The organism is Rhodohalobacter sp. (assembly GCF_041686455.1).
Lineage (GTDB): Bacteria > Bacteroidota > Rhodothermia > Balneolales > Balneolaceae > Rhodohalobacter.
Genome location: NZ_JAWLDW010000067.1, coordinates 1 through 14,421 on the forward strand (window position 1 = coordinate 1; position 14,421 = coordinate 14,421).

The 14,421-nt window shown below is 39.3% G+C and carries 16 protein-coding genes and 1 tRNA gene; 12 read left to right on the top strand and 5 right to left on the bottom strand.

The genetic code is table 11. The annotated features are described in order from the left end of the window. Positions 1-40: 40 nt before the first annotated feature. The 4 genes from ACESM0_RS08830 to ACESM0_RS08845 all read left to right on the top strand — a co-directional run bounded on the left by ACESM0_RS08830 (position 41) and on the right by ACESM0_RS08845 (position 3,638). A complete protein-coding gene (locus ACESM0_RS08830; RefSeq protein WP_101071699.1) occupies positions 41-265 on the top strand; it encodes a twin-arginine translocase TatA/TatE family subunit in 225 nt (74 codons plus the stop codon). Positions 266-277: 12 nt separating this feature from the next. Further along, positions 278-1,807 carry an amidase family protein gene (locus tag ACESM0_RS08835; protein ID WP_372905654.1) on the top strand — a complete coding sequence of 510 codons (1,530 nt, stop codon included), beginning with the start codon at positions 278-280 and terminating at the stop codon, positions 1,805-1,807. 86 nt (positions 1,808-1,893) lie between these two features. After that, entirely contained in the window at positions 1,894-2,670 is a 777-nt protein-coding gene (locus tag ACESM0_RS08840; RefSeq protein ID WP_372905656.1) for an SDR family NAD(P)-dependent oxidoreductase, read from the top strand. A 65-nt stretch (positions 2,671-2,735) separates the two neighbouring features. Next, positions 2,736-3,638, top strand: coding sequence for a M28 family peptidase (locus ACESM0_RS08845; RefSeq protein ID WP_372905658.1), 903 nt, complete (start codon positions 2,736-2,738; stop codon positions 3,636-3,638). A 78-nt stretch (positions 3,639-3,716) separates the two neighbouring features. Here ACESM0_RS08845 and ACESM0_RS08850 read toward each other — a convergent pair whose 3' ends face one another. Both ACESM0_RS08850 and ACESM0_RS08855 read right to left on the bottom strand, forming a co-directional pair. Further along, on the bottom strand, positions 3,717-4,280 hold the full coding sequence (locus ACESM0_RS08850; protein ID WP_372905660.1) for a hypothetical protein: 564 nt from the start codon (positions 4,278-4,280) through the stop codon (positions 3,717-3,719). Between the two features lie 63 nt (positions 4,281-4,343). Beyond that, a complete protein-coding gene (locus tag ACESM0_RS08855; RefSeq protein ID WP_372905662.1) occupies positions 4,344-5,615 on the bottom strand; it encodes an acetyl-CoA hydrolase/transferase family protein in 1,272 nt (423 codons plus the stop codon). 188 nt (positions 5,616-5,803) lie between these two features. Between ACESM0_RS08855 and ACESM0_RS08860 the strand changes: the two genes are divergently transcribed. The 4 genes from ACESM0_RS08860 (at position 5,804) to ACESM0_RS08875 (ending at position 9,367) form a co-directional block, all read left to right on the top strand. Further along, on the top strand, positions 5,804-6,838 hold the full coding sequence (locus ACESM0_RS08860) for a hypothetical protein (protein ID WP_372905664.1): 1,035 nt from the start codon (positions 5,804-5,806) through the stop codon (positions 6,836-6,838). 186 nt (positions 6,839-7,024) lie between these two features. Next, positions 7,025-7,519, top strand: a complete 495-nt coding sequence (locus tag ACESM0_RS08865) for a putative metallopeptidase (protein ID WP_372905666.1) — start codon at positions 7,025-7,027, stop codon at positions 7,517-7,519. A 79-nt stretch (positions 7,520-7,598) separates the two neighbouring features. Continuing rightward, positions 7,599-8,435 (top strand): 50S ribosomal protein L11 methyltransferase, encoded by an 837-nt coding sequence (gene prmA, locus ACESM0_RS08870; protein WP_372905668.1) that lies wholly within the window; start codon positions 7,599-7,601, stop codon positions 8,433-8,435. Positions 8,436-8,446: 11 nt separating this feature from the next. Next, the gene (locus ACESM0_RS08875) at positions 8,447-9,367 is read left to right on the top strand and encodes a Ppx/GppA family phosphatase (RefSeq protein WP_372905670.1); all 921 of its coding nucleotides are present in this window, start codon (positions 8,447-8,449) and stop codon (positions 9,365-9,367) included. 57 nt (positions 9,368-9,424) lie between these two features. Here ACESM0_RS08875 and ACESM0_RS08880 read toward each other — a convergent pair whose 3' ends face one another. Next, entirely contained in the window at positions 9,425-9,997 is a 573-nt protein-coding gene (locus tag ACESM0_RS08880) for an outer membrane beta-barrel protein (RefSeq protein WP_372905672.1), read from the bottom strand. Positions 9,998-10,121: 124 nt separating this feature from the next. Between ACESM0_RS08880 and ACESM0_RS08885 the strand changes: the two genes are divergently transcribed. Further along, on the top strand, positions 10,122-10,757 hold the full coding sequence (locus tag ACESM0_RS08885; protein ID WP_372905674.1) for an RNA polymerase sigma factor: 636 nt from the start codon (positions 10,122-10,124) through the stop codon (positions 10,755-10,757). Between the two features lie 81 nt (positions 10,758-10,838). Here the strand turns inward: ACESM0_RS08885 and ACESM0_RS08890 are convergent, their stop codons facing one another. Continuing rightward, the gene (locus ACESM0_RS08890) at positions 10,839-11,855 is read right to left on the bottom strand and encodes a hypothetical protein (protein ID WP_372905675.1); all 1,017 of its coding nucleotides are present in this window, start codon (positions 11,853-11,855) and stop codon (positions 10,839-10,841) included. Positions 11,856-12,047: 192 nt separating this feature from the next. Between ACESM0_RS08890 and ACESM0_RS08895 the strand changes: the two genes are divergently transcribed. Further along, positions 12,048-12,758 (top strand): alpha/beta hydrolase, encoded by a 711-nt coding sequence (locus ACESM0_RS08895; RefSeq protein ID WP_372905677.1) that lies wholly within the window; start codon positions 12,048-12,050, stop codon positions 12,756-12,758. 75 nt (positions 12,759-12,833) lie between these two features. Beyond that, positions 12,834-13,547 carry a response regulator transcription factor gene (locus tag ACESM0_RS08900; RefSeq protein ID WP_372905679.1) on the top strand — a complete coding sequence of 238 codons (714 nt, stop codon included), beginning with the start codon at positions 12,834-12,836 and terminating at the stop codon, positions 13,545-13,547. Positions 13,548-13,610: 63 nt separating this feature from the next. On the opposite strand, the gene ACESM0_RS08905 is transcribed toward ACESM0_RS08900, so the two are convergent. Beyond that, complete coding sequence (locus ACESM0_RS08905) at positions 13,611-14,072, bottom strand: hypothetical protein (protein WP_372905681.1); 462 nt, start codon at positions 14,070-14,072, stop codon at positions 13,611-13,613. A gap of 182 nt (positions 14,073-14,254) precedes the next feature. Here ACESM0_RS08905 and ACESM0_RS08910 point away from each other — a divergent pair. Beyond that, a tRNA-Leu gene (locus ACESM0_RS08910) sits at positions 14,255-14,338 on the top strand. Positions 14,339-14,421: the final 83 nt, after the last annotated feature.

Consider the following 14,421-nt stretch of genomic DNA (forward strand, 5'->3'; position numbering starts at 1 on the left):
ATCTAATCAGACAAATTTAAAAACCTAAGTTTTATACCATATGGGTTCTATAGGCGGTTTTGAATGGGTATTAATTATCCTTGCAATTTTACTTCTCTTTGGTGCTAAACGAATACCGGAACTGGCACGTGGAATTGGTCAGGGCATTCAGGAATTTAGAAAGGCATCTGACGATATCAAGAAAGAGATCGACAAAGGAAAAGACGACGTAAACAGTTCGGTTAAGGATAGCAGCGATACAGCAAAGGAAGAATCTAAAAAATAACGGCATTTCTCAATGAAAAATCTGCTCTCGATTCAAGAGCAACTGAAATCCGGTGAATTAAAATTACCGGAACTTGCATCAACATATCTCGAAACAATAAAGTCCAGGAACCCTGAAATCAATGCGATTGTCCATTTTGATGAGGAATCTGTTTTAAAGCAGGCTTCTGATATTCAAAAGAAAATTGACTCCGGAAAGAGTGGAAATCTCGCCGGAGCAGTGGTTGGGGTAAAAGATGTGATCAGTGAAAAGGGTAAAAAGCTCACCTGCTCCAGCAAAATGCTCAATAACTTTGAAAGTGTATACGACGCTACTGTTATTGAAAAATTGAAAAGGGAAGATGCTTTATTGATTGGCCGCTGTAACATGGATGAATTTGCCATGGGCTCGTCAAATGAGAATTCGTATCATGGTCCTGCTAAAAATCCTCATGACACTTCCAAAGTGCCGGGTGGATCGAGCGGAGGAAGTGCTGCTGCGGTTGCTGCCGGAATGTGCAACGTCTCTTTGGGATCTGACACAGGCGGTTCTATTCGACAACCTGCCTCATACTGTGGCGTAGTAGGATTAAAACCTACCTATAGCAGAGTTTCCCGTCACGGCTTGGTTGCTTTTGCTTCTTCTTTCGACTGTATCGGGCCCTTTTCTAACAGTGTGGAAGATGCAGCTTTAATGCTCCAGAATATTGCTGGGAAAGATCCAATGGATAACTCATCTGCTGATGTGAAAGTTGAAAACTATCTGGATGCTGTTCAAAACGATTCCGGTAAACTCAAAATTGGTGTGCCGAAAGAGTATTTCGGTGATGGATTGGACGATGAAATTCGAACGATGATAGAAGACCGATTAAAAGGTCTTGAAAGCGAAGGAGCAGAACTGGTTCCCATCAATCTGCCACATACTAAATATGGAATAGCCACTTACTACATCTTAGCAACGGCTGAAGCTTCAAGTAACCTTGCGCGTTATGACGGGGTTCGATATGGGCATCGAGCTGATTTTAAGACGATTGAAGAAGAGTTGGGTAAGGAGAAAGAGGCTATTGAAAAAGAGATTAAAATAGCTGTAGGTGCAGATAAAGAGGAGGCATTGGAGCGATTGACCAAACTGGACTCACCGCTTGCCCGCCTTTATAAAAAATCGCGAACAGAAGGTTTTGGGAGTGAAGTTAAGCGCAGAATTATGCTGGGTACATATGTATTAAGTGCAGGTTATTATGACGCCTATTTTGCAAAAGCTCAAAAAGTGAGAAGGCTGATTAAACAAGATTTTGAAGCCGCTTTTGAAAAAGTAGATGTCATTGTATCACCCACAGCCCCAACAACTGCCTTTGATTTAGGTTCAAATCAAGATGATCCTGTTCAAATGTATCTAAATGATATTTATACAACCACGGCAAACCTTGCGGGAATTTGCGGGATCAGTGTGCCTGCTGGTGTACATTCAAACGGGTTGCCGGTAGGAATACAGTTTCTGGGTAACAGTTTTAGAGAATCCGAGATACTGAGAGCGGGTCGGCGTATAGAGCGGTTAATCGGATAGTTAAGCGATTTCAATATCCGTAAACCGATTTTCTGTTTGAAGGTCAGATCCGATTTTAAAATCAACAAACTGAATCTTAAAGCGATATGTCAAATAGCAGACTTTCTGGTAAGTGGGTACTCATCACAGGTGCAACATCAGGTATTGGAAAAGCAACGGCTTACCAATTTGCCGGCGAAGGTGCTAACCTCTATTTAACCGGAAGAAGAGAAGACCGATTGATTTCCATTCGTGATGATATTCAGTCAAAGTACAGTGTAGAAATCGAGATCTATTCTTTTGACATCCGCGACCGTGAAGCGTGCAAATCTTGTGTGAAATCCATAGAGGGGCCGATTGATATTCTGGTTAACAATGCCGGACTGGCATCAGGTAAGGATCCTGTTGATCAGGCGGATTTTGAAGATTGGGATAAAATGATTGATACCAATGTGAAAGGTCTGCTTTCAATGACTCGGTTTGTATCTGAGCGAATGAAAAAGAGTAATGAAGGGCACATTATCAATGTGGGATCTATTGCTGGTCATGAAGCATACGCGGGAGGTTCGGTATATTGCGGAACCAAACACGCCGTAAAAGCGATCACCCAAGCGACGAAAATGGATTTACACGGTACCGGTATAAGAGTGAGTGCCGTTTCACCGGGATTGGTAGAAACAGAATTCAGTGAAATTCGTTTTCACGGTGACAAAGAGGCAGCAGACAGTGTCTATTCTAATATAAACCCTTTAACTGCGGATGATATTGCTGAAATTATCATCTTTATGGCATCACGACCACCGCATGTTAACATAATGGATACGATTGTGCTGCCAACGGATCAATCTTCTTCTACGATGGTACACAGATCTTCAAAAAAATGATGCGTCTTTTAGCAATTCTACTATCGTTATTGATTTTTTATTCCTGTTCAGAAGAATCAACCGGATTGAAATTTAAAGATCAAGGCAGAGATGTTCCTCAATTTAAATCTGAAACTGCGTATAAGTATGTAGTGGAACAGTTAGATTTCGGACCCCGTGTTCCCGGATCTGAAGCGCATCGCAATACTGTAGAGTATTTCAGAGAACATTTTCAAGCAACTGCAGGTCAGCGATCAGTTTTTATTCAGCAATTTGAACAGGAGATCTATAATAAAAACCTTCCTTTCTATAATATTTTAGCTTCATTTGGTACTGAAAATTCGGATCGTATTGTATTGGCAGCCCATTGGGACAGTAGACCCCGGGCCGACCGAGATTCTACAGATTCCGAAAATCCAATACTTGGTGCAGATGATGGAGCAAGCGGAGTGGCTGTTTTAATGGAATTGGCAAATATCTTTGCTGTAAACGATCTGCCCGTTGGAGTGGATATTATTCTTTTTGATGGAGAGGATTACGGAGAAGAGGGAGATCTGGCTAATTATTTTATAGGATCCAGATATTGGTCACAGAATCCTCCGGTTCCGGGTTATAATCCCCGGTTTGGTATTCTTTTGGATATGGTTGGGGGAGATGGTGCTGTTTTTCCAAAGGAGGGCCATTCGATGGAGTTTGCTCCAAAACTGGTTGATGAAATTTGGACAATTGCTTCAGAAAAAGGGCACGATTCACTTTTTTTAGATGAACGCGGTGGCAGAGTTGCCGATGATCATGTTATCGTTGAACAGTATACCGGAATTCCAATGATTAACATTATCCACCATCGTGTAAATGAATCCGGCACTATCGAATTCCCTCACTATTGGCATACTCACAGAGATAACATCGAAATCATCAATCAAAATGTTATGCAAGCTGTTGGAGATGTTTTACTTGAGTTGATCTACAATCGCATTCCCACAGAGTAAAAAATCTTTCGAAGGTTTTGTTCTTTACCCCGCACAAGCCCTGGTTTCGCTAATTACGATTCCAGGCTAATTGAACTTTTATTTTTTGAGAGGTCGTTTATTCTCAAAAGTATGACCATGCACGCTGATCTGCTTTAATTTCCAGAAGAGCTTACTCAATCCACCTTTCGGTGCATTAAAATCAATGATAGCTTCTGCTTTCCTTTCCATCATGTGGTTCACATTTGCTTCATCCAGAAGATCAAGAATAAAACCATTACTGCTCTTTTCCAGTTTTCTAAAAAGATATTTCTCCTGTGGTGAAGCATATCTGCGGAATGAGTATGTATTTCCTGTATACTCACCACTCAATACATCACCGTTCATCAAATGAACAATTTGATTATTTTTAAATACATCAAAGAGGTTATCCAAATTTTCGTAGGTCTCCTCTTCAACAGTGGAAATTACATCTCTAAGGTCAATCTCTTTTACATTTGCAGAACTTTTCTTGATTTTTTGGATCAGATTCTTCTTTTCTCCAACATTTTTTCCAGCTAAAATGATGAGCTTGCCCGCCGGTTTTGATGTAAATGAATTAATGAGTTCATTTATCTGATTAGAACTGTGTGGAAGTCGATTATCTTGCTTAGAGCTATTCATGTATGTTTTAATAAAATTATTTTAAGAATCAAGATGGTTTAGAATTTTTTGTAATATAATGAATTATAGCGACTTGAAACGGTCGTGTGCAGCACGATCCAACATCTCACGATGATTGGGATGTGCAATATTAATTAATTCTGTGGCACGCTCTTTCATCCCTTTTCCATATAAACTGGCTACTCCATATTCTGTAACCACATAATGAACGTGAGCCCTGGTAGTTACAACACCGCCACCTTGTTTTAGAAATGGAACAATCCGGTTTGCTCCACGTTTTGTTGTAGAAGGTAGTGCTATAATAGGTTTACCTCTTTCAGACAAAGATGCACCCCGGATAAAATCCATCTGTCCGCCAACTCCTGAGTATAGATACGTGCCAATAGAATCAGCGCAAACTTGTCCGGTCAAATCTACTTCAATAGCACTGTTTACTGCCGTCACCCTTGGGTTTCTACGTATTACAGCTGTATCATTCACATAAGCGCAGTCGAGCATTGCCAAATTTGGATTATCATCCATAAAGTCATAAAGTTTTCTCGTTCCTACAGCAAAAGAAGATACAATTCGGTTTGGATGAATTTTTTTATTGCTGTTATTTATGACACCGGACTCAACTAATGAAATTAAGCCGTCCGAAAACATTTCTGTGTGCACTCCAAGGTTTTTATGATTCTTCAATGCGGCCAGTACTGCGTCGGGAATGCTGCCAATTCCCAATTGAAGCGCAGCCCCATCTTCAATTAAACTGGCACAGTGCCGGCCAATTTTAAGCTCAACGTCAGAAAGATCGGCAGGAGCATGTTCTGGCAGTGGATCATCCACTTCAACGCCAATATCAATCTCGTCTTGATGAATAATTCCATCACCATGCGTGCGCGGCATATTCGGATTGATCTGAGCAATAACTATTTTTGCACTATTTACAGCGGCACGGGATGCATCAACAGAAACCCCCATAGAACAGAATCCATGTTTATCCGGTGGGCTTACCTGAACCAATGCAACATCTAATTTAATGATTCCTCTATTGAATAGATGAGGAACTTCACTTAAAAAAATCGGGATATAATCTGCGTAACCCTCTTTGATTGCATTCCTGACATTACTTGCCACAAAAAAAGCTCTCGTGTTGAAGGACTCTTTAAATTCAGGTTGCACGTATGGAGCTGGACCTTCTGTATGCAGGTGATATATATTGACATCCTGTAACTCACTATGCCGCATAGTCATTGCTTCAATTAATTTTTGCGGAGCAGCCGCCGCTGTATGTATATAAACTTTATCGTTTGATTGAATACTCTTAACTGCCTCTTCTGATGGAAGATATTTCATGGTGTAATAGTTAGCTGATTTTTTATGAATATCACTCTGTATTTATAAGATAAGAACTCCAGAGTGGATAAGTAAAAAGAGAGTTTATTATCTGATATTTTTTAAAAAAAAATGATAGTCAAAGATCTTTTTTCTCGCTTAATATAGTAGATCAAGTTTGTTTTTTCTTAATCAAAATAATTACTGTCATGAGAATCTATAAAAATTTAACGCATATTTTTTTCGTCCTATTCATTGGGTTTGCTTTTCTATTTACTTCATGTTCTGACGATGTTTCCGGACCGGACTCTAATGATGAGGACGTTGTAACCGAGTATACAATTTCAACAACATCAAATGAAGGGGGTTCAATTAGTCCAAATGGAAGTATTACTGTAGAAGAAGGGGACGATCAAACGGTTGATATTTCAGCCAGTTCGGGTTATGTAATACAAGATGTATTGGTTGACGGTAGCTCAGAAGGTGCTGTGGAGAGTTACACATTCGAAAATGTACAGAGTGACCACACCATTGAGGCTCGATTTGAAGAGGAGCCTCAACTGCCGGAAACCACGCCAGTTGAAGTAGATATTTCATACTTCGAGGACGCTGACGCAGGTAACTCTGAAGAATATATGGCTTTTAATTTCGCGACATCTTATGCCACATCCACGAATGGATTCATTCAAGGGTTAATGAGCATGGGGGTTGTCTATTTTGAAATGGGTGATGATGAAGAAGCAACTATAGAAGATGGAGTCTGGACCTGGGAATTCACCTTCGAATCAATGACCATTCGAATTACAGCAGAAGAGACCAATGAGGGTACCGAATGGAATATGTATTTGGATGGAACAGATCCGGAAACTGATGAAGTTTATGACAACCATAGAGTCATGTCAGGTTTTAAATCCAATGATAATGACTATGGAGAATGGGCATATTATTCTGCTGACGAATCTGTTACCGAACCGGTACTCTATTATGAATGGGGTTATGATAGCGAAACTGAATATTGGATGGAACTGACAATTACAGATGATGAAACCGGAGAAGTTGCGGAGTTATCCTATGTCAGAGATGGCCATAACAACACAATAGAATCCAATGATGCATATGGCGAGGGGACTGCAATCATTTACTGGAATACAGATAATAATACCGGTTACTTTGATGAAAATGGAGAGCGAATGTGCTGGAATGACAGCTTTGTTAATACTAGTTGCACTGATTTGGGGTACTAAGCTAGAGGACTTAATTGAGTGAACACCTAAAATAGAGGCCGCATCTGTTGATAGCAGATGCGGTTTTTTTTATGGAAAAAATCCGGTTTTGGTAATCATGACTTCTCGCTATTGACTGTTTCCTTTGATAACTTTGGCATCCCACTAAAAAAGAATTGTGAATTAAACTCATCCCTTAAAAGTATCATGGCCGATAACGATTATTTAAAACCTGAAGGTGATATTAAGCTGACAGACAAACAGCTGATGGAAGCACCCGAAATTGAAGAGATTGCAAAAGACGTAATTGAAACACACAAAATTGAGCTTGGTCCGGCTCAGATCGGATACCTATTGGTATACCCCAATATCTCTAAACAGAGAGCTGCAAAATGTATGAAGTCCACAAGAGAGGTGAAGCACTACTCCGGTAACGACTATCTGATTGAGGTTTCCGGAGATTTGTGGGATATGCTCGATACAGACACTAAAAAAATGCTTCTATATCATCAGCTTTTACATATCGATCCGGTATTTAAGGCGAAAAATCAAGAGTGGAAGATGAAATTGCGACGACCGGATTTTTCTGATTTTTATGAGATCAATGATAAATTTGGCAATGAATGGTATAAAACCATTCAGGCCACTGTGTCCTCTCTGTATGACTTAGATCCCAAGCAAGAGAGCAAAGTAACAGTGTAAGCAGTTTTTATTCAAAAGGTGATGAATTTTTGATTTATCCATCTTTTGCTCTTTTTTCTATTTCTCAAAATTTATCTCAATGAACTATATCAAACTTGTATTCAGGCTTAAAGATCGCTATCAGGAGTCGTTTATTGCGGAACTGATGGAGATGGATTTTTATGGTTTTGAACAGTTTGATGATCGTTTAATCGCTTATGTTGAAAAACCCAGATACAACGACTCAAACCGTGAACTAATCGAACAGTTGATAGGCCTTTATCCGGAGGCCGGGTTCATAGAGATGGAAGACATAGAAGAACAAAACTGGAACGAGGAGTGGGAGAAAACGATACAACCCCAGTTTATTGGCCCATTTCTGGTTCGTCCAACCTGGTCTGATTTAAAGCCACCAAAAGCTCAGATTCTTTTGGAAATAGATCCAAAAATGGCGTTCGGTACCGGTTATCACGCTACTACCAGATTGATTCTGAGCAGAATGTCTTCTATAAATTTTGATGGAAAAGAAGTGATGGATGCCGGAACCGGCACCGGAATTCTGGCAATAGCTGCCATAAAACTGGGCGCCAAAAAAGCAATCGGTTTTGACGTGGACAAGTGGAGTGAAGTTAATGCCACGGAGAACGCTCTCATCAACGGGGTGAGTGAAAAAGTTGAGATTAGGTTTGGCAGTACTGAACAGATCAAAGATGATGAAATTTTTAGTGTTACACTGGTAAATATCAATCGAAATGTAATCCTTGAAATTATTCCGTTTTTGGTTCATCATACTAGATCAGGCGGAGATATCTTTCTAACGGGGTTACTCGGCACAGACGAAGAGATTATTAGGGAGAATCTAAATGAACATCTGGTGGAAATTGTCGGTAAAACCCAGGAAGATGAGTGGATTTTACTTCACTTAAAAAGGCAGTGAGAAACATATAAATGAATAAAGCTGATCTAAAAGCTTCAATTGATATTGGTACAAACTCGGTGCTTCTGCTGGTAGCCAAAATTCAAGATAGAGATATCGAGGTTTTGGAAGAAAAACAGGCGGTGCCAAGGCTTGGCAAGGGTGTTGATGCTGATAAAAATCTACACCCGGATAGCTGCAATCGGGTGATTAAGGTTTTGAAAAGCTATAAAGCCTATCTAGTTAATAATTACTCTTCTATGGCAAATGAAGTTGCAGTAACTGCTACAAGTGCTGTTCGGGATTCATCAAACAGAGAAGAGTTTTTAAATCAGATTTATCAGGAGACAGGATGGCGCGTTCAGTTGTTAAGCGGGGTGGAAGAAGCTCAAACTACCTACACCGGTGCAATTTCTGTTTTAAAAGATCAGAGCAGAAATTATGTTGTTTTAGATATAGGGGGAGGAAGCACTGAAATTGCGATTGGCAAACAGCTGGAATTGAGCAGCGGGGTATCAGTAGACATGGGCAGTGTTCGATTTTCGGAAAGATACTTGAAGAGTGATCCGCCGAAAATTAAAGAACTTGAAACATTGCGGACTGAAGTCAATAGCTTGTTAGAGTCTAAAAGTTTCAATTTAAAGAATCATCAATTGGTGGGTGTAGCGGGTACAGTTACATCTATTGCCGCAATTGAACTTGATTTGGATCATTACGACGCCTCTCAGATTAATGGATATCATTTAAAGAAGGAAACAGTTGAAGATTTTATTGATGAATTTTTGAAGATTAATTCCGATAAAATTGAACAGAAATACTCACCTTTTTTAAGCGGCAGAGGAGATGTGATAACGGGTGGACTCGTCATACTTCTTGAGTTTATGAATTATTTCAATTTTAATGAATTGATTGTCTCCACCGGTGGTATTCGCCACGGAATATTGATAAAATAGAAAAGGCGTTTACCTTACGGTAAACGCCTGATTCTGTCTTGATATTTTTAAACTTATTTAGTTAATCGGGAATCTAAGCCCGGCACCGAGTACAAACTGGTCTGCATCTCCTCCAAGTCCACCTAGCTTTATTTCGCCAAATAGATCAGCAAAATCAAGTGCATACTCAATTCCGCCTCCAAGGTTCAGTCCAATTTCTGAATCACTGCTGCTGCCTCCAAAAGTTTGCCCGCCGGATGAAACCGTTGGTGTATCTACAGATATTCCTGTAATATTGATTCCACCAAGCCCGTAAACGAGCAAGTCATCTTCGTCAATGAAAATGTAATTACCATTTAAATTTAATTCCCATACATTAACGTCGACTTCTCCTTCACTTTTTGGGAAGTAAAATGTAAAGTCAGCACCGGCACGAATATCAGAATTAATTGCGTAGTATCCATCCACACGAATTCCTAAATCATTGTCTAGGCTAGCAAATCCAACGCCTGATCCGAATGCAAGACCAACCCCTAATTTGATATCACCTTCCTGTACGCTGCCTTCAGTTTGAGCTGATGCTGTATTTGTGATCGATGAAGTGCCAATTACTAAAGCAGTAGCAAATATTATCGCAAGTAGTTTTTTCATAGTGGTATTGTTATGTTTAATTTCTAACGATTATAGGTTTTTGGATAATTAGTCCTCTTTATTGTATTAAGCGTAAATAGTAAGCTGTATCTGTCATCGGCTCGGCTAAAATTTAAATTTCTTGATGTCAAACCAAGATAAAAGTACTGAATCACAGACAACACCCCGTGAAAATGCCTCAGCTAGCAGTCTTGAGGATGATAAGCTCGTGACAAAAGCAGTTGCAGGAGATCAGGGTGCATACAGATCTCTGATGGAGAAATATGAGACTCCTCTATTTTTTCATTTACTCAAAATGGTGAAAGATAAAGAGCAGGTCAGAGATTTGGTGCAGGAGGCGTTTATGAAGGCGTTTGATAACCTGCAGTCTTATAATACCAATTACGCTTTTTCTACCTGGCTCTACAGGATTACAACGAATCACGCAATCGACTACCTGCGCAAAAAGAAGCTCCAGACAACGTCTATAGATGAACCAGTAAAGACAAAAGAGGGAGAGATGAACATCCAGCTAGAGGATGAGCACTCTGGAACAGACCGGAAAATCATTCGCAAGCAGAGAAGTGATATTATTCATGAAGCCATTGAGGACCTTCCCGATAAGTATAGAGTGGTGATTAAGCTTCGTCATTTTGAAGAGCTGAGCTATGATGAAATCTCAGAACAGCTGGATCTACCTTTAGGTACTGTTAAAGCGCATATTTTCAGGGCCCGGGAGATGCTGTACAAAGAGTTGAAAGACCGAAGAGGAGAATTTTAGTAATTTATTAGCTTTATAAAATGATCTTCGTTTAAGTCATTTAAGCTTTACATTTTTTACCTGAGTCCTGAGTCCTGAACTTTATATATTTACTCTCAAACCGAATACGTGCATTGATGAGATGCCCGATGGTTCTGCAACAAAAGCGTAATCTACAGATGGAGAGAATTGATCAAAAGGAAGATGAACAGAGAAGCCTGCAGACGGTTGAACTGTTTGCTCAGGGCTTTTTTGATTCCAAAGAACACCTCCACGCAGAGAGACTCTTTCATGAGGAGAGAAATCAACTCCCGATCTGAAAAAATGTACAGTTGATCGAATTCCATTACTTCCGGGGCTCTCAAGAGCTGATTCCCCATATTGATTACGGACTTCATAATCAGCATGAAATGTAAGATCTTCAAAAAACATATAGGTTACTCCGGCTAATACACGCAATGGTTCTTTCTCTTTTTTCGGAGCCGAATCTGTCCCGTACAGATCGGATGTATTAACTGACCGGGAGGAGAGTAAATTTTGGACGGAAACACCAACATTCAGCTTGTTTGAAATTTTTGCGATAACACCAAGATCGATACCAATTCCCTGAACCGACGGAATTTCTTCGTGAAGATCAGAATGATTGAAATTAATTCCAATACCTGCCAAAACAGTTTCTGAGAAACGAATGCCGAATGCTCCGGATAAACGATATTCAGAAGTTGATAAATACCCGGTGTGATATCCACTTAAGTTACGCCCGTCAATTTCTCCGATTCGGGCGTTTATCAGGCTAAAAGTTAACCCGGCAGTGGGTGGAAGCTGAAAATTTACAGACACCATGTGTAGCTGTCTGTCGAACTGCATCAAAGCAGATGAAATTAAAAGAGGAATGGTGCTGCTTTGAATAGCTGCCTGGGCGGGATTGTAATAACTGTGCCCGCTAAATTGAGTGGAAGCTGTCATAGCATTTCCCATAGAAAGACCAATTGGTGAGAAACCAATTCTGGAAAATTCACCGGAGTAACCGCCTTGTGCGTAGCATTGGGTTGGACTAAAAAATACCGTTACAAACACAATGACGATAAAAATATTTATAAGAGTGTATGTAGATTTCATTAATGTTCTGTATTGGTCAGTTCATGGCATAAGCTATAGAATTTGATAGATCAACGTAAATAAATTTCTGCTGTATTCTGAAAGACAGTTGTGATTTTTGCTAATTGTTCCACAATTTTTACTATCATTAGTTCAGATTACACAGCTGGTTAGAACACTTCAAATTCAAAAAATCAAACCTATAATTTTAAAATGAGTGGTAAGGATAGAGAAGTATTGGTATCTGGTAAAACTTCTTTTAAAGTAGAAGTGCCTTACTTATTGATCGAAAACGGGGAAAAAGGTGATAAGCCTTTAATCATTTATTTACATGGATTTGGTGAAAATATCGATCGTTTTAAAGAGCGATGTGATTCCCTGTTAAATCTAAAAGCTTACCATCTGTTTATTCAGGGGCCGTATCCTATTTACGATCGAAGCAGAAAAAAGAATGTTTCTGAGTGGGGTAGAGCTTGGTATTTATATGATGGAAATCGCGGACAATTTATTAAGTCTCTGGAATTGGCATCGAAATTTATTCAGGAGATCATTGATAAGCTATTGCCGGTAATTCAGGTGAACCGAATAGGAGTGATGGGTTACTCGATGGGTGGATATCTGGCCGGTTATTTTTCGTTGACGCGCTGGAAACATGTTAATGATCTCGCTGTGATCGGTGCAAGAATCAAAACAGAAGTCCTAAATAACAATTGGGAAAATATTCAGCAGATGAATATTGCAGCATTTCATGGCAAAAACGATGATAAAGTACAGGCCGAACCTCAGGCAAAAGAAATTGAAAGGCTTAAAGAAAATGGTGTAAAAGCAGAGTTGAATTTATTAAATGAAAACCATTCATTTAGTGAAGTCTATTTAAATCAAATTTTTAATTGGTTTAAACGCAATGGTTATGAAGAGGTATAAAAAAATACTTTTTTGAATTAAATAATTTTGTAACCTTGAGAAGATTCATCTTTATAACTTTGAAATTTATAAACTATGTCTACAGCATCTACGGAAACCAAAAAAAAGATGAAAATATTAGTCGTTGAAGATGATCCAACCGTTCGAACTCTTGTAAAAGCGGTATTGGAACATCGAGGAAATGATGTTGCTGTTGCAGAAACAGCGGGCGATGGAGAAGAAAAGGCTCTCAATAACAAGTTTGATATGATCATTCTTGACTTGCGTCTTCCCGACGGTAACGGATATGATGTATGTGCAAAAATAAGAGAGGAGGGTGTTACAACTCCTGTACTTGTACTTTCTGCAGAACACGAGACAGATGTAAAAGTTAAGGTTTTAAATGTTGGAGCAGATGACTATCTGACAAAACCGTTCAACAGTGATGAATTAATGGCCCGCCTCGATGCCATTGCAAGACGAAGCAACAACAAAGGGGCAGAAAAAGAGCTTACTTGCGGTAGCCTTACCGTGGATTTGATAACCAGAAAAATGATTATCGATGAAAATGAGGTAGACTTAACCAATAACGAGTTTAACCTATTGGTTTACTTTGTTCGAAATAAAGGCAGAATTATTTCGCAGGAAGAGCTTGCCAGTAATGTTTGGGATATACACTTTGATACTCAAACAAACTACATTAATGTGTATATCAGCTATCTGAGAAAGAAAATGAGAGAGCATTCTGAATTCGATTTTATTGAAACGATCCGTAAAAAAGGATTTATGTTTCAATGTGATGAGGAGTAGATCTTCTGCAATTTCTCATTGTCTGGGCGATCAAAAATTAATCCAGCCGATACACTCAAAGAATTAGTTTTTTTGCGGTTCGTGATAATCCTGATGGCTATCATCTAAATCACTCTCTTCTTTTAACTCTTCAGGCGAAGATTTTTTCTTGGGATCTGTAAGCTGCCAAGCCAAAAGTATTGATCCCAGAGACAGAACCAGCGTAGTAATAGGATAGAACAGAGACTCAATACCCGTTAAAAGATAGATCTGCCCATATCTAAGCAGTATAATAAAAATCAGCAGAGATAGAAGTGCTACCAATCTGTGTTTACGTCCGTACGTTAACGTAAACATTGCCCCGAAAAAGACTGAAAAGCCACCAATAAAGGTGAGAAGCATAGGCCATATAATCCCGGGGAATTCAGAATATGAGATCATTGGATAATTTAATCCCATGTAGATAGAGATAATAACGCGAGCGAACGAATCCAATGCAATAACAATGGCTATACCTATCAAACTTCCTACAAATGCTTTTTTCATTATAAAATGGCTAAATTATTTTCATTTAACTCTAATTAAACTACTAAGAAATCCGCATATTTGATATGCTAACTTTGTAGAAGTTAATAACCGATTCATCATAAAAAGTTCAAAAAATTTTGAGCAGATAGATGTTTCTATTGTTTGGAACCCTGCTTATATTTAGAGTCTTCAAACATTTAGCCTGGGTGGCGGAATTGGTAGACGCGCCGGATTCAAAATCCGGTGTTGGCGACAACGTGCGGGTTCGAGTCCCGCCCCAGGTACTACTTCAGATCTAGTTAATATCTCATCCCAGTATTTTTTACTCTGTATAGTGGTTGATCGATGAAGGGGCGAGAAGCCTGTC